Origin of the sequence: Kitasatospora phosalacinea, assembly GCF_000716545.1 — a bacterium.
Classification (GTDB): domain Bacteria; phylum Actinomycetota; class Actinomycetes; order Streptomycetales; family Streptomycetaceae; genus Kitasatospora; species Kitasatospora phosalacinea.
In genome coordinates this window covers 60,281-80,898 of the sequence record NZ_JNWZ01000030.1, presented here as the reverse complement: position 1 = coordinate 80,898, position 20,618 = coordinate 60,281, and the positions used below count along the sequence as shown (strand labels likewise).

Below are 20,618 nucleotides of genomic sequence, written 5' to 3'. Positions count from 1 at the left end.
CGGAAGTTCCCCGCAACCGGCGGCCGGCGCGCTCAGTACGGGTGCACCCCGCCCGGCTGCGGCGGCGGATCCCCGAAGCCCTCCGCGACCCGCTTGTGGTACGTCGGGCGGTCCACCACCTCCAGGCCGACGATCTCCCAGGCCGGGAGCTTCGCGCTGGCCTTGTGCTCGCCCCACAGCCGCAGCGCGATCGCCGCCGCGTCGTGCAGGTCCCGCGCCTCCTCCCAGTAGCGGACCTCGGCGTGGTCCGCGGCGTACCGGGCGGTCAGGAAGAACGAGTGGTCGTGCGCCAGTTTCTCCAGCGCCGTCCGCAGCTCGGGCAGCGGTGTCGCCGCCCCGGCCACGCTCAGCACCACGTGCCACATCCGGGCCTGCTCGCGCTCGGCGCCCGGCTCCCGGGCCTCCTCGGCCGCGCCGTCCCGCCCGCTCTCCCGCTCGGCCTCCCGCGGAGCCCGCTGCTCGACGCCCCGGCCGCCGTCGATGCTGGTGAGCCGCCGCTCGGGCCTCTGCCCCGGCAGCGCTTCCTCCCGCCTGCGAACCACCGGCGGCCTCCCATTCAGCGTGTCGCGCGGGCCCCCCGGCCCGCTGCTCCCACCCCCCGTACCGGCCCCGCCGCCCGCGCTCAGCCGCGCAGCACGACCAGGTCGTCGCGGTGGACGACCTCGCGTTCGTACGCGGCGCCGAGCTCCTGGGCCAGTTCTCGGGTGGACCGGCCGAGCAGACGGGGCAACTCCCTCGCATCAAAGTTGACCAGTCCGCGGGCGACGATGTGACCGTTTTCGCCAAGAAGGTCGACCGGATCGCCCGCGGCGAACTCGCCCTCCACCCGGGTCACCCCGGCGGGCAGCAGCGACTTGCCGCCGTGCACGACGGCCGCCACCGCCCCGTCGTCCAGGGTGAGCGCGCCGCGCGGGGAGGAGGCGTGCTCCAGCCAGAGCAGCCGGTCGGCGGAGCGGCTGCCGGTGCGCAGGAACAGCGTGCCGGTGGGCCGCCCGGCCAGCGCGTCGGCCGCCTGGCTGGCGGCGGTGAGCACCACCGGGATGCCGGCACCGGTGGCGATCCGGGCCGCCTCGACCTTGGTGACCATGCCGCCGGTGCCGACGCCCGCCTTGCCGGCGCTGCCGACCTCGACGCCCGCCAGGTCCTCGGGGCCGCGCACCACCGCGATCCGGCTGCTGCCGGGCTTGGCCGGGTCGCCGTCGTACAGGCCGTCCACGTCCGAGAGCAGCACCAGCAGGTCGGCCCGCACCAGGTGCGCCACCAGGGCGGCCAGCCGGTCGTTGTCGCCGAACCTGATCTCCGCGGTGGCGACGGTGTCGTTCTCGTTGACGATCGGCATCGCGCCCATCGCCAGCAGCTGGTCCAGCGTCCGGTAGGCGTTGCGGTAGTGGGCCCGGCGGCTGGCGTCCTCGGCGGTCAGCAGCACCTGGCCGACCCGCACCCCGTAGCGGGCGAACGAGGCGGTGTACCGGGCCACCAGCAGGCCCTGGCCGACGCTGGCGGCGGCCTGCTGCCGGGCCAGGTCCTTGGGCCGCTTGGCCAGTCCGAGCGGGGCCAGGCCGGCCGCGATGGCACCGGAGGAGACCAGCACGACCTCCGGCGCGTCCCCGCCCGAGCGCAGCTTCGCCAGCGCGTCCACCAGCGCGTCCACCCGGTCCGCGTCCAGCCCGCCGGCGGCGGTGGTCAGCGAGGAGGAGCCGACCTTCACCACGATCCGCCGCGCCGAGACGACCTCCTCGCGGAGCAACTGATCCACCATCAGTCCGACCCTTCCCGACGCAGCCTGTGTACGCCCGCAATCTAGCGAGCGGGCTCACGGGTCACGAAATCGCGACGAGGCGTGAGACGTCGCGGTCGTGAAAAGCGCGAACAGGGGCGCGGACGGTGAAGTCCGCGCCCCTGTCGTGCGTCCGCGCCCGGGTCCGGCCCGGGCGAACCGCTACTGGTCGAGCTGCTCGCGGCCGGAGGAGAGCGCCTCGAAGTCCAGGTACTCCTGCTCCGCTGCGTCCCGGCCGCGCTGGCGCTCGCGGCGCCGGTCGACGGCGGGGCGCTGGGTCTCCATGCGGTGGTCCTCGCCGCGGCGGCCGAGCATCTCCGCGCCGGCGGCCATGGTCGGCTCCCAGTCGAACACCACGGCGTCCTCGTCGGAGCCGATGATGACGGTGTCGCCCTCCTTGGCGCCGATCTTCCACAGCTCCTGCTCGACGCCGAGCCGGGCCAGCCGGTCGGCGAGGTAGCCGACGGCCTCGTCGTTGGAGAAGTCGGTCTGGCGGACCCAGCGCTCGGGCTTGCCGCCGCGGATCCGGTACGCGCCGTCCTCCTCCTCGATGGTGAAGCCGGCGTCGTCCACGGCGGTGGGCCGGATGACGATGCGGGTGTTCTCCTGGACGGGCTTGGCGGCGCGCGCGGCGGCGACGATCTCGGCCAGCGCGAAGGAGAGTTCGCGCAGGCCCTTGTGGGCGAGCGCGGAGACCTCGAAGACGCGGTAGCCGCGCTCCTCCAGCGAGGCGCGGGTCAGGTCGGCGATGTCCTGGCCGTCCGGCACGTCGATCTTGTTGAGGGCGACCAGTCGCGGCCGGTCGTCCAGGCCGCCGTACTGGGCGAGTTCGTCCTCGATGGTCTCCAGGTCGGTGAGCGGGTCGCGGCCCGGCTCCAGGGTGGCGCAGTCCAGCACGTGCACCAGCACCTCGCAGCGCTCGACGTGCCGCAGGAACTCCAGGCCCAGGCCCCGGCCCTGGCTGGCGCCGGGGATCAGACCGGGCACGTCGGCGATCGTGTAGACGGTCTCGCCGGCGGTCACCACGCCGAGGTTGGGGACGAGCGTGGTGAACGGGTAGTCGGCGATCTTCGGCTTGGCGGCGGAGAGCACGGAGATCAGCGAGGACTTGCCCGCGCTCGGGTAGCCGACCAGCGCGACGTCGGCGACGGACTTCAGCTCCATCACGATGTCGCGGGCCTCGCCGGGCTCGCCGAGCAGCGCGAAGCCGGGCGCCTTGCGGCGGGCCGAGGCCAGCGCCGAGTTGCCCAGGCCGCCGCGGCCGCCCTGGGCGGCGACGAAGCTGGTGCCGTGGCCGACCAGGTCGGCCAGCACGTTGCCCTTGCGGTCCAGCACGACGGTGCCGTCCGGCACCGGCAGCACGATGTCCGCGCCGGCCGCGCCGGTGCGGTGCCCGCCCGCGCCGGGCTTGCCGTTGGTGGCCTTGCGCTTGGGCGAGTGGTGGTACTCGAGCAGGGTGGTGACCTGCGCGTCGACGACCAGGATCACCGAGCCGCCCTCACCGCCGTTGCCCCCGTCGGGGCCGCCCAGCGGCTTGAACTTCTCCCGGTGCACGGAGGCGCAGCCGTGGCCCCCGTTACCCGCGGCGACGTGCAGTTCGACGCGGTCCACGAAGGTGGTCATGAGGGGTGCCTCCCGTGCGAAAGAAAAAGGGTGTCCTGCGGTAAAGCGGAAGGGTGGGCCCGGATCATCCCGGCCCACCCTTCACAGCGAGTCTGTACGGACTCAGGCCTCGACGGCCACGATGTTGACGACCTTGCGGCCGCGACGGTTGCCGAACTCCACGGCACCGGCGGTCAGCGCGAACAGGGTGTCGTCCCCGCCACGGCCGACGTTGGCGCCCGGGTGGAAGTGGGTGCCGCGCTGGCGGACGATGATCTCGCCGGCGGAGACGACCTGACCGCCGAAGCGCTTCACGCCGAGGCGCTGGGCGTTCGAGTCACGACCGTTGCGAGTGGAACTCGCACCCTTCTTGTGTGCCATCTGGCTATCCCCTTTCTAGGAAGACCGCGGGAAGTGGTTACTTGCTGACCGAGTCGATGCTGGTGATGCGCACCGCGGTGTGCTTCTGGCGGTGGCCCTGGCGACGGCGGTAGCCGGTCTTGTTCTTGTAGCGCAGGATGACGAGCTTGTCGCCCTTGGTGTGGTCGACGACCTCGGCGTGGGCCTTCACGCCACCGAGCACCCACGGGTCGGAGGTGACGGACTCACCGTCGACGACGAGGATGGTCGAGAGCTCGACCGAGTCACCCGGCTTGGCGTCGATACGGTCGATCTCCAGCACGTCGCCAACGGCGACCTTGTGCTGGCGGCCGCCGGCGCGAACGATCGCGTACATGCGGTACCTACTTTCCTAACTCGGTCGGAACTCCGGATGCCAGCCGCCCGGGCACGGACACAAGCGGCCTCCCCCGTCGGACGCCGGAAGCGGCGTCCACCCGGGAGGTGAGGTGCTCTGGAGCGCGGCGTCAACACGCCGATGGTCAAGAATACGGACCAGCCCATCCGAAGACAAACCGGGACGTGCGAGGGGGCCGGGAGCACCGCCCGAGCGGTGCTCCCGGCCCCCTCCGGGGATCACTCCGCGGCGCCGTCGCCCTCGGCGGCCGCGGTCTTCTTGGCCGCCGCGCCGGTCCGCTTGGTGGCGGTCTTCCGGGCGGTGGTCTTCTTGGCGGCCGTGGCGGTGGTCTTCTTCGCCGCGGTCTTCTTGGCCGCCGTGGTCTTCTTGGCGGCGGTCTTGGTCGCGGTCTTGGCGGCGGTCTTCCGGGGGGCGCGCTTCTTGGGCGCGGCCTCCTCGGCCTCCTCGGCCCCGACGGGCTGCTCGGTGGCGACCTCGACGGTGACCTCGGCGTCCGGCTCCACCGCGGCGACGGCCTCGGCCGCCACCTCCGCGGCGGTCTCGGCGACCTCGACGGCGGGCTGCTCGGCGGCCTCGGCGGCCGACTTCTCGGCGGCGCTCAGCGCGGCCTCCATCGCGGCCTCGGCGCGGGCCTGCAGGACCACGATCTCGGCCTCGCCGGAGGCCCCGGCCGGGGCGGTGGCCTTGCGCACCGCGCGGCGCCGGGTGCGGCCCCCGGCCGCGGGGGCGGCCGGCGGGATCTCCACCAGGCTCGGCCGCTCCTCGGCGACCGGCTCGGCGACGGCCTCGACGACCTCGGCGTCGGCGAACGCGTCGACCGGCTCCAGCTCCTCGACGACGTCGAGCGCGACCTCGGCCGCCTCGACGGCCTCCTCGGCCTCCTCCGGCTCCACGGAACCGAACGCCGCGGTGCCGCCCTCGACCGCGTCCGCCTCGGCGTTCCCGGCCCCGCCGCGGCCCCGGCGACGGCGCTTGCCGCCGCCCTCGCCCGCACCGGCGGCGGGCGCGGTGTGCGAGCCGTGGTGGTGGCTGGGCTGGTCCATGTGGACGATCACGCCGCGGCCGTTGCAGTGCACGCAGGGCTCGGAGAAGGACTCCAGCAGGCCCTGGCCGACCCGCTTGCGGGTCATCTGGACCAGGCCGAGCGAGGTGACCTCGGCGACCTGGTGCTTGGTGCGGTCGCGGCCCAGGCACTCCAGCAGGCGGCGCAGCACGAGGTCCCGGTTGGACTCCAGCACCATGTCGATGAAGTCGATCACGATGATGCCGCCGAGGTCGCGCAGCCGCAGCTGGCGGACGATCTCCTCGGCCGCCTCGATGTTGTTGCGGGTGACGGTCTCTTCCAGGTTGCCGCCCTGGCCGACGAACTTGCCGGTGTTGACGTCGATGACGACCATCGCCTCGGTCCGGTCGATCACCAGCGAGCCGCCGGAGGGCAGCCAGACCTTGCGGTCCAGCGCCTTCATCAGCTGCTCGTCGATCCGGTAGGTGGCGAACACGTCGACGTCCGAGGTCCACCGCTGCAGGCGCTCGGTGAGGTCGGGGGCGACGTTGGAGACGTAGTCGTGGATGGTGTTCCAGGCGTCGGCGCCGCTGACGATGACCTTGGTGAAGTCCTCGTTGAAGATGTCGCGGACCACCCGGACGGTCATGTCGGGCTCGCCGTACAGCAGCGCCGGGGCGTTGCCGGTGGCGGCCTTCTTCTGGATCTCCTCCCACTGCTGCTGGAGGCGCTGGACGTCGCGGGTGAGCTCGTCCTCGGAGGCGCCCTCGGCGGCGGTGCGGACGATCACGCCCGCGTCGTCCGGGACGATCTTCTTGAGGATCTGCTTGAGGCGGGCCCGCTCGTTCTCCGGCAGCTTGCGGGAGATGCCGGTCATCGAGCCCTCGGGCACGTACACCAGGTAGCGGCCGGGCAGCGAGATCTGGCTGGTCAGGCGGGCGCCCTTGTGGCCGATCGGGTCCTTGGAGACCTGCACCAGCACGGACTGGCCGGACTTCAGCACCGACTCGATCCGGCGCGGGCCGCCGTGGCCGCCGAGCGAGCCGAAGTTGACCTCGCCGGCGTACAGCACGGCGTTGCGGCCCTTGCCGATGTCGACGAACGCGGCCTCCATCGACGGCAGCACGTTCTGCACCTTGCCCAGGTACACGTTGCCGACGTACGAGGTCGCCTGCTCCTTGTTGACGTAGTGCTCGACCAGCACGCCGTCCTCGAGCACGCCGATCTGGGTGCGGGCGCCGTTCTGGCGGACCACCATGACCCGCTCGACGGACTCGCGGCGGGCCAGGAACTCGGCCTCGGTGATGATCGGGACGCGGCGGCGGCCCAGCTCGCGGCCCTCGCGGCGGCGCTGCTTCTTGGCCTCCAGGCGGGTGGAGCCCTTGATCGACTGCACCTCGTCCGGGTCGAACGCGGGCTCGGCGGAGCGGCGGCGCGGCTCGCGCACCTTCACCACGGTCCGCACGCCGTCCTCGGTGGTCTCGGCCTGCTCGGCACCGCCCTCGCCGCTGCGGCGACGACGGCGACGGCGGCGGCGCGAGGAGGACAGGCCGGCGGCCAGGTCGTCCTCGTGGTCGTCCTCGGCCTCGTCCTGGTCGTCTCCGGCGCCCTCCTGGGCGGCGTCCTCGTCCTCGGTCTCGGCGGTCTCGTTCTCGGCCGCCTCGTGGGCGTCCTCGGCCTCACCGCGACGGCGGCGACGGCCACCGCGACGACGGCGGCGGGACGGGCGGTCGTCCTCCCACTCGGCGTCCTGCTCGGGGCCGGCGGCGGGCGCCTCGACCTCGGCGGGGGCCTCGACCGGCGCGGCGGCGACGGCCTTGGCGGGCTGCGGGGCGGCCTTGGCGGGCTGCGGCGCGGACTTCGCCGGCCTGGCCGACTGCTGGACGCGCACGGCGGTGCGGACCCGGCGGCGGCGGCCGACGCCGCTGTACTCGAACTCGTCGTCGGCGGCCGACTGCTCGGGCTCGACGGCGGCCGGGGCCGGCTCGGCGGCCTTGGCAGCCTTGGCGGCGGCGGCGGGCGCGGCGGCGGGGGGGGCAGCGGGGGCGGTGTAGGGCGCGGGCTCCTGGAACACCGGCGCCTGGAAGATCGCGGTGGACGGACGCACGGCCCGCCGACGGGCGCGCGGCGGCTCGGCCTCGACGACCGGCTCGGGCTCGGGCTCGGCCACGGCCTCGGGGGAGCGGAAGCCCGCTTGCGGGTACGACGGGCCCGGACCGGCTTCTCCTCCGCCTCGGGCTCCGCGACGGCCTCGGCCTCGACCGGAGCGGCCGGAGCGGTCTGCTCGGGCTCAGCGGTGGCGGCGGGCGCCTCCGGCGCACCGGCCGGGGCCTCGACGCGCTTGCGGGCGCGCCGGGCCCGGACCGGCTTCTCGGCGGCGGGCTCGGCCTCGGCGGCCGGGGCCGCCTGGGCGGCCGGCTCCTCGGCGGTGGAAGCGGCCGGTGCGGCGGCGACCACCGTCTGGGCGCTGTCGCCCGCGGCGCCCTGCGGCGATCCGGCCGGGCGGGACACCGCCCGGCGGCGGCGCCGCGGCGGGGCCGCGGAGGCGCCCTCGGTGGCGCCGTTGTCGTTGTTGTCGGCCGCAGCGGGCTGCGGTTCGGTGTTTTCGAGCATGCGGGTGTGTCTCCCGTCAGGCCCCCGGGCTCCGCGTCCTGGCACGACGCTCCACCGCTTTCACCAGCCGGACGCCGCTTCGGGCGGTCCGGCTCCCACGGTGCCGTCGTGCGGACGCGAGGCCGCACAGGGGCTCGTAGTCTCGCTCGCCCCCCGCGGGGCGCGGGGAGGCGAAAAGTCTTCTGGTCTGACCAGTCTTCTCAGTTTTCAAGGGCCTGGCCGAGGGGTGGCCGGGCCTGCGCGCGACGACGCTCGCTCCCCTGGGGAGCCGCGGGGGCCGGGGAGCCGCAGGCGCGGAGTTCTCTCCGTGCCTGCGCTCCCGCCCACTCGGCGGACGGCGGTTGCGCGCGGCGGGGCGGCCTACCGGCCGACCTCGGCCGCGGCGCGGTCGAGCGCCAGCGGGTCGGTCACCGTGCCGGTCTGCTCGTCGAGCGGCCCCTGCGCCAGCCTGGTCACCTCTGCGGGGACCGGCGGCGCGAGGTCGGCCGTCGAACGGAGACCGGACAATACGTCGTCGGGTCGTACGGCGGGTGTGGCGTGTCGTACTACCAGGCGCAGTATCGCACAGGGAGCACCCGTACGAACATCGTCCGCACCTTCCGTGGCCGTGTCGTCACCGATCCCGGCCAGGGCGGAGCCCTCGGGGACGATCTCCATCGCGGCGACGGCGGCGCGCGCGTCGAAGGTGCGCAGGCCGTTCTTGGTCATCCGCTGGACCTCGACCGCCTCGGCGGCCAGGAACACGGCGGCGGCCTTCTCGGCCTCGGCGGGCTCCACGCCGGGCAGGCGCAGCAGCCACTCGGAGGCCTCCAGGCGCTCCACGAAGTTGCTCGTGGCGACCTCGACGGCGTCCGTGACGTCCAGCCCGGGGGGCAGCGACTCGTCCAACTGGCGGCGCAGCGCCTCGGGGTCGCGGTGCTCGGCGAGGCCGATCTCCAGGTACTCGGCCTCGCTGCCGGTGCCGGTCGGGGCGGCGTTGGCGTAGGAGACCTTGGGGTGCGGGGTGAAGCCCGCGGAGTAGGCCATCGGGACGGCCGAGCGGCGGAGCGCGCGCTCGAACGCCCGCTGGAAGTCCCGGTGGCTGGTGAAGCGCAGACGGCCGCGCTTGGTGTAGCGGAGACGGATGCGCTGCACCGTCGGCGCGGGCGGCGGACCGTCGGGCGTGCGGCGTGCCAGGGGGCTCAGTCCTTCGTCAGTTGTCCCCGTCCGGCCTCGCACCGCGTGCGGCTCCGGCCGGACCTTGTCCCCACCAAGGGTACGCGGTGCGTCAGCCGAACAGCGTCCGCCGTACCTCCCGGGCCACCCGGCGGATCTCCGCCTTGACGGGCCACCAGACGCTGCGGCGCACCCAGCGGCACGGGGCGACCACGGCGGAGCGCCAGATCCGGCCGCCGATCCGCCAGGCCCAGCGGAAGGCCAGCCACAGCGCGCGCAGCACCGGGAACAGCACCGGCCGCCACAGCCCGTAGTGGAACGCCTTGCCGATCGGCACCACCACCCAGTCCCACACCGCCCGGGCCGGCACCGCGACCAGGTAGTACCCCAACCAGGCGATCACCCTGCCGCACCCGCGGGCGACGGCCACCAGCCCGTTCAGGGCCGGCTCCAGCACGTAGTGCCAGAGGAACTCCAGCACCGGTTCCAGCACGTGGCGCCACAGCCAGCGCAGCGGCATGACGACCAGCCACTTCAGCAGCGGCCGCAGCAGGTACCGCCACAGCGTTCGCAGCGGCCACAGCAGCACCTTGTCGACCACCCAGCCGACGCCGCGGGCGATCAGCACCACCAGCTCCCAGAGCAGCCGCAGCGGCACCACGACCGCCACCACCACCGGGCGCACCACCGCGACCAGGCACCCGCCGCCCTGCTGTCCCCGCACCGGTTCCTGCTGAGCCATCACCGCTCCCCCGTCGACATCAGATCAGCCGATGGTAATGCCGAGGCAAAGGGCCCCCGCCGCGGGGTCGCGGCGGGGGCCCTCGGGGTGAGGACGCGTCAGTTGTCGACGACCGTCAGGGGGAGCAGCTTCTTGCCGGTCGGGCCGACCTGGATGTGGGTGTCCATCTGCGGGCAGACGCCGCAGTCGAAGCACGGGGTCCAGCGGCAGTCCTCGACCTCGACCTCCTCCAGCGCGTCCTGCCAGTCCTCCCAGAGCCAGTCCTTGTCGAGGCCGCTGTCCAGGTGGTCCCAGGGCAGCACCTCCTCGTAGGAGCGCTCGCGGGTGGTGTACCAGTCGACGTCGACGCCGGTGCCGGCCAGGCCCTTCTCGGCGGAGGCGATCCAGCGGTCGTACGAGAAGTGCTCGCGCCAGCCGTCGAAGCGGCCGCCGTCCTCGTAGACGGCCCGGATGACGGCGCCGATCCGGCGGTCGCCGCGGGAGAGCAGGCCCTCGATGATGCCGGGCTTGCCGTCGTGGTAGCGGAAGCCGATGTTCTTGCCGAACTTGCGGTCGCCGCGGATGGAGTCGCGCAGCTTGGTGAGCCGCTCGTCGGTGGCCTCGGCGGAGAGCTGCGGGGCCCACTGGAACGGGGTGTGCGGCTTGGGGACGAAGCCGCCGATCGAGACCGTGCAGCGGATGTCGTTGGTGCCGGTGACCTCGCGGCCCTTGGCGATGACGTTCTTGGCCATCTCGCCGATCTGCAGCACGTCCTCGTCGGTCTCGGTGGGCAGGCCGCACATGAAGTACAGCTTCACCTGCCGCCAGCCGTTGCCGTACGCGGTGGCCACCGTGTTGATGAGGTCCTCCTCGGACACCATCTTGTTGATGACCTTGCGGATCCGCTCGGAGCCGCCCTCGGGGGCGAAGGTGAGGCCGGAGCGGCGGCCGTTGCGGGACAGCTCGTTGGCCAGGTCGATGTTGAAGGCGTCGACCCGGGTGGAGGGCAGCGACAGGCCGACCTTGTCCTCGGCGTAGCGGTCGGCCAGGCCCTTGGTGATGTCGGCGATCTCGGAGTGGTCGGCGGAGGAGAGCGAGAGCAGGCCGACCTCCTCGAAGCCGGTGGCCTTCAGGCCGCGCTCGACCATCTCGCCGATGCCGGTGATGCTTCGCTCCCGCACGGGGCGCGTGATCATGCCGGCCTGGCAGAAGCGGCAGCCGCGGGTGCAGCCGCGGAAGATCTCCACCGACATCCGCTCGTGCACGGTCTCGGCGAGCGGGACGAGCGGCTGCTTGGGGTAGGGCCACTCGTCGAGGTCCATCACGGTGTGCTTGGAGACCCGCCACGGCACGCCGGGGCGGTTCGGGACGACGCGGGCGATCCGGCCGTCGGCCAGGTACTCGACGTCGTAGAACCGCGGGATGTACACCCCGCCGGTCTTGGCCAGGCGCAGCAGCAGCTCGTCGCGACCGCCGGGGCGGCCCTCGGCCTTCCAGGCCCGGACGATGTCGGTGATGTCCAGGACGGCCTGCTCGCCGTCGCCGATCACGGCGGCGTCGATGAAGTCGGCGATCGGCTCGGGGTTGAACGCGGCGTGGCCGCCCGCGAGGACGACCGGGTCGTCCGTGGTGCGGTCGGCGGCGTTCAGCGGGATGCCGGCCAGGTCGAGCGCGGTCAGCATGTTGGTGTAGCCGAGCTCGGTGGAGAACGACAGGCCGAACACGTCGAACGCCTTGATCGGGCGGTGCGCGTCGACCGTGAACTGCGGGACGCCGTGCTCGCGCATCAGCGCTTCCAGGTCGGGCCAGACGCTGTAGCTGCGCTCGGCGAGGACGCCCTCGCGCTCGTTCAGCACCTCGTAGAGGATCATGGTGCCCTGGTTGGGCAGGCCGACCTCGTAGGCGTCGGGGTACATCAGCGCCCAGCGGACGTCGCAGGCGTCCCAGTCCTTGACGGTCGAGTTGAGCTCGCCACCGACGTACTGGATCGGCTTCTGGACGTGCGGGAGGAGGGCCTCCAGGCGTGGGAAGACCGATTCGACAGTCATGCGCAAGGACCTTTACGGCAGAAAAAGCAGTGACCCTTCAGGGTAGCCGAGCCCCGAGGGTCACTGTTTCCACACCGATGACCGGCGCTAGATCCCTATCGGCCGCTGGGAGCGCACCGACTGCAGCAGTCCGATCGCGATCCAGACCGCGAACATCGAGGAGCCGCCGTAGGAGACGAACGGCAGCGGGATGCCCGCGACCGGCATGATGCCGAGGTTCATGCCGATGTTCTCGAAGGCCTGGAAGGCGAACCAGGTGACCGCGCCGGCCGCCAGGACCGTCCCGTACAGGTCGGTGGCCTGGCGCGCTATCCGGCAGGCGCGCCACATGATGACGCCGAGCAGGCCGAGCATCAACAGGCCGCCGGCGAAGCCGAGTTCCTCGCCGGCCACGCTGAACACGAAGTCGGTCTGCTGCTCGGGGACGAACTGGCCGGTGGTCTGGGTGCCGTGGAACAGGCCCATGCCGGTCAGGCCGCCGGAGCCGATCGCGATCCTGGCCTGCGCGGTGTTGTAGCCGACGCCGGCCGGGTCGAGCGCCGGGTTGGCGAAGGCGGCGAAGCGGTCGATCTGGTACTGGCTGAGGATGCCGAGCTTCCAGACCGCCAGCGCCCCGGCGGTGCCGCCGGCCAGCAGGCCGACCACCCAGCGGTTGGCGGCGCCGGAGGCCAGCAGCACGCCGAGCATGGTGACCACCATGACCATCACCGAGCCGAGGTCCGGCATCAGCATGACCACGGCCATCGGGAAGCCCGCCACCGCCAGCGCCTGCAGCACGCTGCGGGTGGGCGGGTGCTCCCGCTCGCCGGTGTCGACCCGGGAGGACAGCACCACGGCCATGCCCAGCACGATCGACAGCTTGGCGAACTCGGCGGGCTGGATGGAGAACCCGCCGCCGAACTGGATCCAGGAGTGCGCGCCGTTGATGGTCGAGCCGAGCGGGCTGAGCACCGCGAACAGCATCAGGACCACGGCCAGGTAGATGAACGGCACCGCGGTGCGCAGCCGCCGGGTGCCCAGCAGGATCACCGCCGCGCACAGGCCGATGCCGATCACCAGGTTGGTCAGGTGCCGGTACAGGAAGTACTGCGGGTCGCCGTGGGTCAGCGAGTCCCGGCCGCGGGTGGCCGACCAGACCAGCAGCGAGCCGATCAGGGACAGCGCCAGCGCCGCCAGGATCATGATCCAGTCGAGCCGCCGCAGCGGGGAGTCCTTGGCCAGCGCCCGGGCCACCGGGGAGCGCCGGGGCGCCAGCCGGACGGTGCGGTAGGAGTCGTACGAGGTCATGCCCGGCCCCTTCCGTACCCGCCGCCGCGGGTGGGTTCGACGGCGGCCAGCAGGACGCCGGCCGGCTGGTCGGCCCGGGACGGCGGGGCCGGGTCCAGGAAGGTGGCGCCGGGCTCGTAGCTGAACGCGGTGGGGACGATCGCGGTGCCGTCCGGGTTGAACTTGGGCAGTTCGGCCTGCGGCTTGGGCAGCAGCGCCTTGGAGTTGTCGATGTTGCCCTTGTCGTCGACGCCGTACAGCGCCTGGTAGATCCGGCGGACCGAGTCGCCGGAGCCGCCGGAGCCGGTGCCGCCCTGACTGATCGTCATGACCACCGCATAGTCGTTGCTGTAGGTGGTCAGCCAGGAGGTGGTCTGCTTGCCCATGACCTCGGCGGTGCCGGTCTTGGCGTGCAGCTCGATCTTGCCCTGCGGCCAGCCCGCGCCGGTGAACTTCCAGGCGGCGGTGCCGGAGGTGATGACGCCGGCGGTGGCCTGGTCGATGTACTCCAGCAGCTTGCCCTGGGCGGGGATCTTGCCGTCCTCGTGCGGGGCGATGTCGCGCACCAGGGTGCCGTCGGGGCTGACCACCGCCTTGCCGATGGTGGGCCGGTACAGCGTGCCGCCGTTGGCGAGCGCCGAGTAGATCCGGGCCATCTGCAGCGGGGTCACCAGGGTGTCGCCCTGGCCGATGGCGAAGTTGACCATGTCACCGGCGCGCATCTGGTTGCCGTCGGCGCAGTTCTCGCGGGCGATCTCGTCGGCGTACTCGTGGCCGCCCTTGGCCGCCTGCTCGCACCAGGAGTTCTTCATGGCGTCGTAGTACGCCTGCTTCCACTGCCGGTCGGGGACCCGGCCGGCCACCTCGCCGGGCAGGTCGATGCCGGTCTTGGCGCCGAGGCCGAACTCGTGGGCGGTCCTGAAGAACCAGTCCTGGGCGTCCTTCTTGGGCTTGAGGCCGCCGTCCTTCATCCACTGGTCGTAGGCCAGGCCGTAGAACACGGTGTCGCAGGAGACCTCCAGGGCCTTCTCCAGCGTGATGTCGCCGAACTGCTCGCTCTCGAAGTTCTTGAACTCGCGGCCGCCGATGGTCAGCGACTTCGGGCACGGGTAGTGCCCGTTGAGGTCGTAGCCGGCCTGCACGGCGGCGGTGGTGGAGATCACCTTGAAGGTGGAGCCGGGCGCGGACTGACCCTGTATGGCCCGGTTGATCAGCGGGTAGTTGGAGTCCTTGCTGTTCAGCGACTCGTAGTCCTTGGCGGAGATGCCGCCGACCCACAGGTTGGGGTCGTAGGTGGGAGCGCTGGCCATCGCCACGATCCGGCCGGTGTGCACGTCCATCACGACGGCCGCGCCGGAGTCGGCGATGTAGTTCTTGCTGGTCTCCTTGTCGTAGACCTTGCGGGCCTCGGCCATGGCCTGGGCCAGCTGGTCCTCGACCACCTTCTGCACTCGGGCGTCGATCGAGGTGACCAGGTTGTTGCCGGACTGCGCGGGGGTGTTGCCCGCGCTGCCGATCACCCGGCCGAGGTTGTCGACCTCCAGCCGGTCGACGCCGGTGGTGCCGCGCAGGTCGTCGTCGTAGACCGACTCCAGGCCGGCCCGGCCGATCTGGTCGGAGGGCAGGCGGCGCTCCCGGCCGGACTTGTCGGCGGTCTTGGTGACCTCGTCGTCGGTGACCGGCGAGAGGTAGCCGAGGATCTGGGCGGCGCTGGCGCCCTCCGCGTTGGTGTAGCGGCGCAGCGCGGTGGGCTGGGCGGTGACGCCGGGGAAGTCCTCGCGGCGTTCCATTATCTGCATCGCCTGCTGGGTGGTGGCCTGCTGGGTGACCGGGATCGGCTGGTACGGGGAGCCGTTCCAGCACGGCTGCGGCGTCTTGGCGTCGCACAGCCGGACCTTGTTCCTCACCTCGTCGGCCGGGACGCCCAGCACGTCGGCGAGGCGGGACAGGACGGCCTTGCCCCGGTCCTTCTGCTGCATCAGCGCGGTGCGGGAGACCGACACCACCAGCTTGGTCTCGTTGCCGGCCAGGATCCGTCCGGAGGCGTCCAGGATCTCGCCGCGGACGGCGGGCTCCACCACCTCGCGGATGTGGTTGCCCTGGGCCTTCTCGCTGAACTCCTTGCCGTTGCGGATCTGGAGGTACCACAGCCGGCCGCCGAGGGTGGCGAGCAGCGACAGCACCAGCACCTGGAGGACGACCAGCCGGATCGTCACCCGGCGGCTCCGGCCGGTCTCGGGGATGTTGCTCACGTGCGCGGACTCCGTCCCGGCTCAGGGGCGCTTGGCGAGGCCGAGCGCGCGCTTCTTCTTGTAGGGGGTGGCGGAGGGCTCGCGGGTGGTCCGGTAGCGGGCCAGCGCGCCGAGGCCGGAGCCGCCGTCCGCGCCGCGCTCGGTCTCGTTGATCACCCGGTCGCCGTCGAAGCGGCGGCCCAGCAGCATCACCAGCGGCACCGTGAACGGGGCCAGCAGCACGTCGTACAGCAGGGCGCTGAAGACCAGGCCGGTCAGTCCGACGTGCCGGGCCGCGGTGTCGCCGACCAGCGCGCCCACCGTCGCGTACAGCAGGGTGGAGGCCACCGCGGCGACCGCCACCACGCCCAGCGCGGACAGCGCCGAGCGCTGCCGGCCGCCCTCCGGCTTGAGCAGGCCGGCGCCGTAGCCGACGACGCACAGCACCAGCGCGTACCGGCCGACCGCGTGGTCGGACGGCGGGGCGAGGTCGGCCAGCAGGCCAGCCGAGAAGCCGACCAGGCAGCCGCCGGCCGGCCCGTAGACCAGGGCCAGCCCGACCACCACCAGCATCAGCAGGTCCGGGGTGGCGCCGGGCAGTTGGAGCCGGCCGAGGACGCTGACCTGGATCACCAGGGCCAGCACCAGCAGCACGGCGGACAGCAGGATCCGGCTCACGCGCGGCATCAGTTCCCCCCGGTGGTCGGCGGTGCGGCGGCGATCGGCGCCTGCGGGTTGCCCCCGGCGCCGGCGGACGCGGCGGGCACCGGCGGCAGCACCCCGTCCCGCGGGTCGGTGCGCGGCGGGACGACCACCACGCCGACCAGGTCGAGCCGGGTGAACTGCACGTACGGCTCGACCAGGATGGTCTTGGTCAGCTGGCCCGGCGTGGCCTGCACCTCCTTGACGGTGCCGACCGGCACGCCGGGCACGAACGGGCGGCCGCTCTGCGAGCCGAAGGTGACCAGCCGGTCGCCGGCCTTCACCTGGGCCCGGCCGTTGAGCAGCTCGATCCGCATCGGCGAGGCGCCCTGTCCGGCCGCGAAGCCGATCTCGCCGCCGCCCTCCAGCCGGACGCCGGCGGTGAAGCCGGGGTCGGAGGCGAGCAGCACGGTGGCGGTGGTGGGCGCGACGGTGGTGATCCGGCCGACCAGGCCCTGGCCGTCGATGACGGTCATGTCGCGGGTCAGTCCGTCGTCGCTGCCGGCGTCGATGGTGATGGTCCAGGAGAAGCCCTGGGCCGCGCCGATCGCGATGACCTGGGCGGCCTTGACCGTGTAGCCGCCGGCGCCGGCGGTGCGCAGCATCTCGTCGAGCTGCTTGCCGCGCCCGGCGGCGGCGTCCGAGGAGGCCAGCTTCTGGCGCAGCTCGGTGTTCTCCCTGGTGATCTGGTCGAGGCGCTGCTGGTGGGTGCCGGCGTCGCGGACCGCCCGGATGTAGCCGGCGACCGGGTCGACCGCGCCCGCCGCGGCGTCCTCCACCGGGCCGAGCGCGGAGGCGGCGGCCCGGCGGGCACCGCCGAGCGGCGAGTCGTCACCGCCCTTGATGTCCACGGTGATCAGTGCGAAGGCCACCAGGACCAGCAGGATCAGCAGTAGTCGACTCTGTCGGGTGTCCCTCACGGTGACGCCGCCGCCCCTTCGTGCTGAATGCCATCAGCTCAGCTCGGTGTGTATTCGAATTGCCTTGCTCAACGACGCGGTTGGGCGTCCAGTACCTGCTGCAGCGCCTCGAACTCCTCGACGCACTTGCCCGCCCCCAGCGCCACCGAGTCCAGCGGGTTCTCCGCGATGTGCACCGGCATGCCGGTCTCCCGGCGCAGCCGCTCGTCCAGGCCGCGCAGCAGGGCGCCGCCGCCGGTGAGCACGATGCCGCGGTCCATCACGTCGCCCGCGAGCTCCGGCGGGCACTGGTCCAGGGTGGTCTTCACCGAGTCGATGATCGAGTTCACCGGCTCGTCGATGGCCTCGCGGACCTCGGCGGCCGAGATCACCACCGTCTTGGGCAGGCCGGAGACCAGGTCGCGGCCGCGGATCTCGGCGTGCTCGTCCTTCTCGCCCTCCAGGCCGAACGCGGAGCCGATCGACATCTTGATCTGCTCGGCGGAGCGCTCGCCCAGCAGCAGGCTGTACTCCTTCTTGATGTGCTGGACGATGGCGCTGTCCAGCTCGTCGCCGGCCACCCGCAGCGACTGGGCGGTGACGATCCCGCCGAGCGAGATCACCGCGACCTCGGTGGTGCCGCCGCCGATGTCGACCACCATGTTGCCGGTGGGCTCGTGCACGGGCAGGCCGGAGCCGATCGCCGCGGCCATCGGCTCCTCGATGATGTGCACCTGGCGGGCGCCGGCCTGGATGCTGGCCTCGACCACGGCGCGGCGCTCGACGCCGGTGATGCCGGAGGGGACGCAGACCACGACCCGCGGGCGGACCAGGTAGCGGCGGCGGTGGATCTTCATGATGAAGTACCGCAGCATCCGCTCGGTGATCTCGAAGTCGGCGATCACGCCGTCCTTGAGCGGGCGGATCGCGACGATGTTGCCGGGGGTGCGGCCGATCATCTTCTTCGCCTCGGCCCCGACCGCGAGGATCCCGCCGGTGTTGGTGTTCACGGCCACCACCGACGGCTCGTTCAGCACGATGCCCTTGCCCCGGACGTACACCAGCGTGTTCGCGGTGCCTAGGTCGATCGCCAGGTCCCGGCCGAGAAACGACAGGTTGTTCGCCATGGGATGTCGAGTGCCTTCCCGAGTTCGGATCAAGGGCGGGGAGCGGGCCGGCCGCGCACGCCCGCGACGGGGCTTACGGCGGCTGAGCAGCCGCTCCGTGCCCGTGAGTTGGGTCCATCGTAGTCACGCCGGTCAGCGCGGGCGGCGGGTACGGCGTGCCGCCCATTCTCCGGGGGCGAATCGGCTTCTCCTGGCATTGGGACGCCGTGTCGGAGGGTAGGGTTCCGTGATTTGACGATTAACGCCCAGAGGGAGCAACACGAGCCGCCATCCGGCCGCTGAGCTGCTCGTTCCCCGAGAGCGGCGCCCCATGCCCCGGTGGGGGCCGGGGCACCGGATCGCTACCGAACCCTCACGCGTGGGCCGGGAAGAAGATCTTGATCTCGCGCTCGGCCGACTCCGGGGAGTCCGAGGCGTGGATCAGGTTCTCCCGGGTGATGGTCGCGTAGTCGCCGCGGATGGTGCCCGCGCCGGCCGCCAGCGGGTCGGTCGCGCCGGCCAGCGCCCGGATGCCGGGGATCACGTTCTCGCCCTCGACGATCAGCGCGATCGACGGGCCGGAGGTCATGAAGCCCAGCAGCGGCTCGTAGAAGTCGCGGCCGACGTGCTCGGCGTAGTGCTGCTCGAGGGTGGCCCGGTCGAAGGTGCGAAGCTCCATCGCAGCGAACCGCCAGCCCGCCTTGCGCTCGATCCGGCTGATGATCTCGCCGGCCAGGCCGCGCTGCACGGCGTCGGGCTTGAGCAGGACGAGGGTGCGCTGGGACACGGTACGGCTCCTGAGGTGTTCGGTCGTGCCTGACTGTGCCCCCGACACTACCCCGGTCGGGTGGCGGGCCCGTTGACCAGGCCCGTCCGACCGCCCGCCGGGGCCGGCGGGCGGCGGCCGGGGCACCGCCGACGGCCGGTCAGGCGGCGGCCGGGGCGGCCTCGGCCGCCTCGGCGGCGGCCGCCCGCTGCGCCTTGAGCACGTCGATCTTGCGGCCGTAGTGCACCGAGCACCACCACAGCCCGCCGAAGACCACGCCGAAGGCGTACATGGTCGGCAGCACCAGCCCGCTGGCCAGCACGGCCGCCTGCAGCACCCAGCCGACCTGCACCGCGCCGGGACGGGTGATCACGCCGCAGAGCAGCACGCACAGGAGGATCGCCGCCGCGCTGACCGCCCAGATGGTGCCGGTGCCGACGTCGGTGAGCTTCATCGCGACCAGGCCGGCGAACACGATCAGCAGCGCCTCGCCGATCAGCGTGGAGGAGCACAGGGTGCGCATCTGCGGTTACTTCCTTCCGAACAGCAGGCGCGCCTCGCCCACCGTGATGACGGAGCCGGTGACCAGGACGCCGGCGCCGCCGAGGTCCTCCTCCTCGGCGAGGGTGACGGCGGCGTCGATCGCGTCGTCCAGGCGCGGCTCGACCTGCACCCGGTCCTCGCCGAAGACCTCGACGGCGAGCGCGGCCAGCCGGTCGACCGGCATCGCGCGGTGGGTGGAGTTCTGGGTGACCACGATCTCGGCGAGGATCGGCTCGAAGACCTCCAGCAGGCCGGTCACGTCCTTGTCGCCGCTGGTGGCGATCACGCCGACCAGCTTGGTGAAGCCGAACGCCTCCCCGATCGCGGAGACCGCGGCCTGCGCGCCGTGCGGGTTGTGCGCGGCGTCCAGGATGACGGTGGGGCTGCGGCGGACGACCTCCAGCCGGCCCGGCGAGGAGACGCCGAACAGCGCCTGCCGGACCTTGTCCTCGTCCAGGTGCTCGGCGCCGCCCTGGCCGATGCCGAAGAACGCCTCGACCGCGGCGAGCGCCAGCGCGGCGTTCTGCGCCTGGTGGTCGCCGTGCAGCGGGAGGAAGAGGTCCTGGTACTCGTGGCCGCCGAGGCCGCGCAGGGTGACCAGCTGGCCGCCGACCGCGACCTCGCGGCGCAGCACGCCGAACTCCATGCCCTCGCGGGCCACCGTGGCGTCCACCTCGACGGCGCGGCGCAGGATGGTCTCGGCGGCGTCCAGCTGCTGCTGGGCGACCACGGCCAGCGCGCCGGGCTTGATGATGCCGGACTTCTCGACCGCGATCTCGCCGGTGGTCTCCCCCAGCTTGTCGGTGTGGTCCAGGCCGATCGGGGTGATCACGGCGACCTGGGCGTCGATCACGTTGGTGGCGTCCCAGGAGCCGCCCATGCCGACCTCGACCACCGCGACGTCCACCGGCGCGTCGGCGAAGGCGGCGTAGGCCATGCCGGTGAGCACCTCGAAGAAGGACATCGCGACCGGCTGGGCGGCGTCCACCATCCGCACGTAGGGCTCGATGTCCCGGTAGGTCTCGACGAACCCCTCGGGGGTGATCGGCGTGCCGTCCAGGCTGATCCGCTCGGTGACCGACTCCACGTGCGGGGAGGTGTAGCGGCCGGTGCGCAGCTCGAAGGCGCCGAGCAGCTGCTCGACCATCCGGGCGGTGGAGGTCTTGCCGTTGGTGCCGGTGATGTGGATCGAGGGGTAGGAGCGCTGCGGCTGGCCCAGGATGTCCATCAGCGCCTCGATCCGCGTCAGCGAGGGCTCCAGCTTGTTCTCCGGCCAGCGGGTGGCCAGTTCCGCCTCGACGGCGCGCAGTTCGGAGTCGGTGCCGCCGGCGTCGGCGGGACGGACGGTGTAGGGGTTGGGCTCGGCCTTGTCGCTCACCTTGCCAGTCTAAGGACTCCGCGCGGCCGGCCCGGACGGGCGCCCCGGGGC

The 20,618-nt window shown here is 72.7% G+C and carries 16 protein-coding genes and 1 pseudogene; all 17 read right to left on the bottom strand.

All coding sequences use genetic code 11. The features are described from left to right. Nucleotides 1–32 precede the first annotated feature (32 nt). The 17 genes and pseudogenes from OO48_RS17065 to folC all read right to left on the bottom strand — a co-directional run bounded on the left by OO48_RS17065 (nucleotide 33) and on the right by folC (nucleotide 20,567). Nucleotides 33–542 carry a hypothetical protein gene (locus tag OO48_RS17065; RefSeq protein ID WP_033217059.1) on the bottom strand — a complete coding sequence of 170 codons (510 nt, stop codon included), beginning with the start codon at nucleotides 540–542 and terminating at the stop codon, nucleotides 33–35. Between the two features lie 80 nt (nucleotides 543–622). Next, entirely contained in the window at nucleotides 623–1,759 is a 1,137-nt protein-coding gene (gene proB, locus OO48_RS17060; protein ID WP_051732223.1) for a glutamate 5-kinase, read from the bottom strand. A gap of 180 nt (nucleotides 1,760–1,939) precedes the next feature. Continuing rightward, on the bottom strand, nucleotides 1,940–3,400 hold the full coding sequence (gene obgE / locus OO48_RS17055; RefSeq protein ID WP_033217058.1) for a GTPase ObgE: 1,461 nt from the start codon (nucleotides 3,398–3,400) through the stop codon (nucleotides 1,940–1,942). A 102-nt stretch (nucleotides 3,401–3,502) separates the two neighbouring features. Then, complete coding sequence (gene rpmA, locus OO48_RS17050) at nucleotides 3,503–3,760, bottom strand: 50S ribosomal protein L27 (RefSeq protein ID WP_030906548.1); 258 nt, start codon at nucleotides 3,758–3,760, stop codon at nucleotides 3,503–3,505. Between the two features lie 37 nt (nucleotides 3,761–3,797). Continuing rightward, the gene (gene rplU, locus OO48_RS17045) at nucleotides 3,798–4,115 is read right to left on the bottom strand and encodes a 50S ribosomal protein L21 (protein ID WP_033217056.1); all 318 of its coding nucleotides are present in this window, start codon (nucleotides 4,113–4,115) and stop codon (nucleotides 3,798–3,800) included. Between the two features lie 239 nt (nucleotides 4,116–4,354). Beyond that, nucleotides 4,355–7,752: pseudogene (locus tag OO48_RS40685) on the bottom strand (Rne/Rng family ribonuclease). A 360-nt stretch (nucleotides 7,753–8,112) separates the two neighbouring features. Continuing rightward, a complete protein-coding gene (locus OO48_RS17035) occupies nucleotides 8,113–8,886 on the bottom strand; it encodes a TIGR03936 family radical SAM-associated protein (RefSeq protein WP_033217054.1) in 774 nt (257 codons plus the stop codon). A 133-nt stretch (nucleotides 8,887–9,019) separates the two neighbouring features. Continuing rightward, nucleotides 9,020–9,649 (bottom strand): hypothetical protein, encoded by a 630-nt coding sequence (locus tag OO48_RS17030; RefSeq protein WP_051732221.1) that lies wholly within the window; start codon nucleotides 9,647–9,649, stop codon nucleotides 9,020–9,022. 98 nt (nucleotides 9,650–9,747) lie between these two features. Further along, on the bottom strand, nucleotides 9,748–11,676 hold the full coding sequence (locus OO48_RS17025; RefSeq protein ID WP_033217052.1) for a TIGR03960 family B12-binding radical SAM protein: 1,929 nt from the start codon (nucleotides 11,674–11,676) through the stop codon (nucleotides 9,748–9,750). Between the two features lie 87 nt (nucleotides 11,677–11,763). Beyond that, the gene (gene rodA, locus OO48_RS17020; protein ID WP_033217051.1) at nucleotides 11,764–12,963 is read right to left on the bottom strand and encodes a rod shape-determining protein RodA; all 1,200 of its coding nucleotides are present in this window, start codon (nucleotides 12,961–12,963) and stop codon (nucleotides 11,764–11,766) included. Continuing rightward, nucleotides 12,960–15,194 (bottom strand): penicillin-binding protein 2, encoded by a 2,235-nt coding sequence (gene mrdA / locus OO48_RS17015; protein ID WP_033217050.1) that lies wholly within the window; start codon nucleotides 15,192–15,194, stop codon nucleotides 12,960–12,962. The genes rodA and mrdA overlap by 4 nt, the downstream gene beginning before the upstream one ends. Nucleotides 15,195–15,215: 21 nt before the next feature. Next, a complete protein-coding gene (mreD, locus tag OO48_RS17010) occupies nucleotides 15,216–15,860 on the bottom strand; it encodes a rod shape-determining protein MreD (RefSeq protein WP_033217049.1) in 645 nt (214 codons plus the stop codon). Next, nucleotides 15,860–16,795, bottom strand: coding sequence for a rod shape-determining protein MreC (mreC, locus tag OO48_RS17005; protein WP_033217043.1), 936 nt, complete (start codon nucleotides 16,793–16,795; stop codon nucleotides 15,860–15,862). The genes mreD and mreC overlap by 1 nt, the downstream gene beginning before the upstream one ends. A gap of 68 nt (nucleotides 16,796–16,863) precedes the next feature. Beyond that, complete coding sequence (locus tag OO48_RS17000) at nucleotides 16,864–17,889, bottom strand: rod shape-determining protein (RefSeq protein ID WP_033217100.1); 1,026 nt, start codon at nucleotides 17,887–17,889, stop codon at nucleotides 16,864–16,866. Nucleotides 17,890–18,253: 364 nt separating this feature from the next. Then, nucleotides 18,254–18,667, bottom strand: coding sequence for a nucleoside-diphosphate kinase (ndk, locus tag OO48_RS16995; protein WP_033217041.1), 414 nt, complete (start codon nucleotides 18,665–18,667; stop codon nucleotides 18,254–18,256). Nucleotides 18,668–18,806: 139 nt separating this feature from the next. Then, on the bottom strand, nucleotides 18,807–19,169 hold the full coding sequence (locus OO48_RS16990; protein WP_033217039.1) for a DUF4233 domain-containing protein: 363 nt from the start codon (nucleotides 19,167–19,169) through the stop codon (nucleotides 18,807–18,809). Nucleotides 19,170–19,175: 6 nt separating this feature from the next. Continuing rightward, nucleotides 19,176–20,567, bottom strand: a complete 1,392-nt coding sequence (gene folC / locus OO48_RS16985) for a bifunctional tetrahydrofolate synthase/dihydrofolate synthase (protein ID WP_033217037.1) — start codon at nucleotides 20,565–20,567, stop codon at nucleotides 19,176–19,178. Nucleotides 20,568–20,618: the final 51 nt, after the last annotated feature.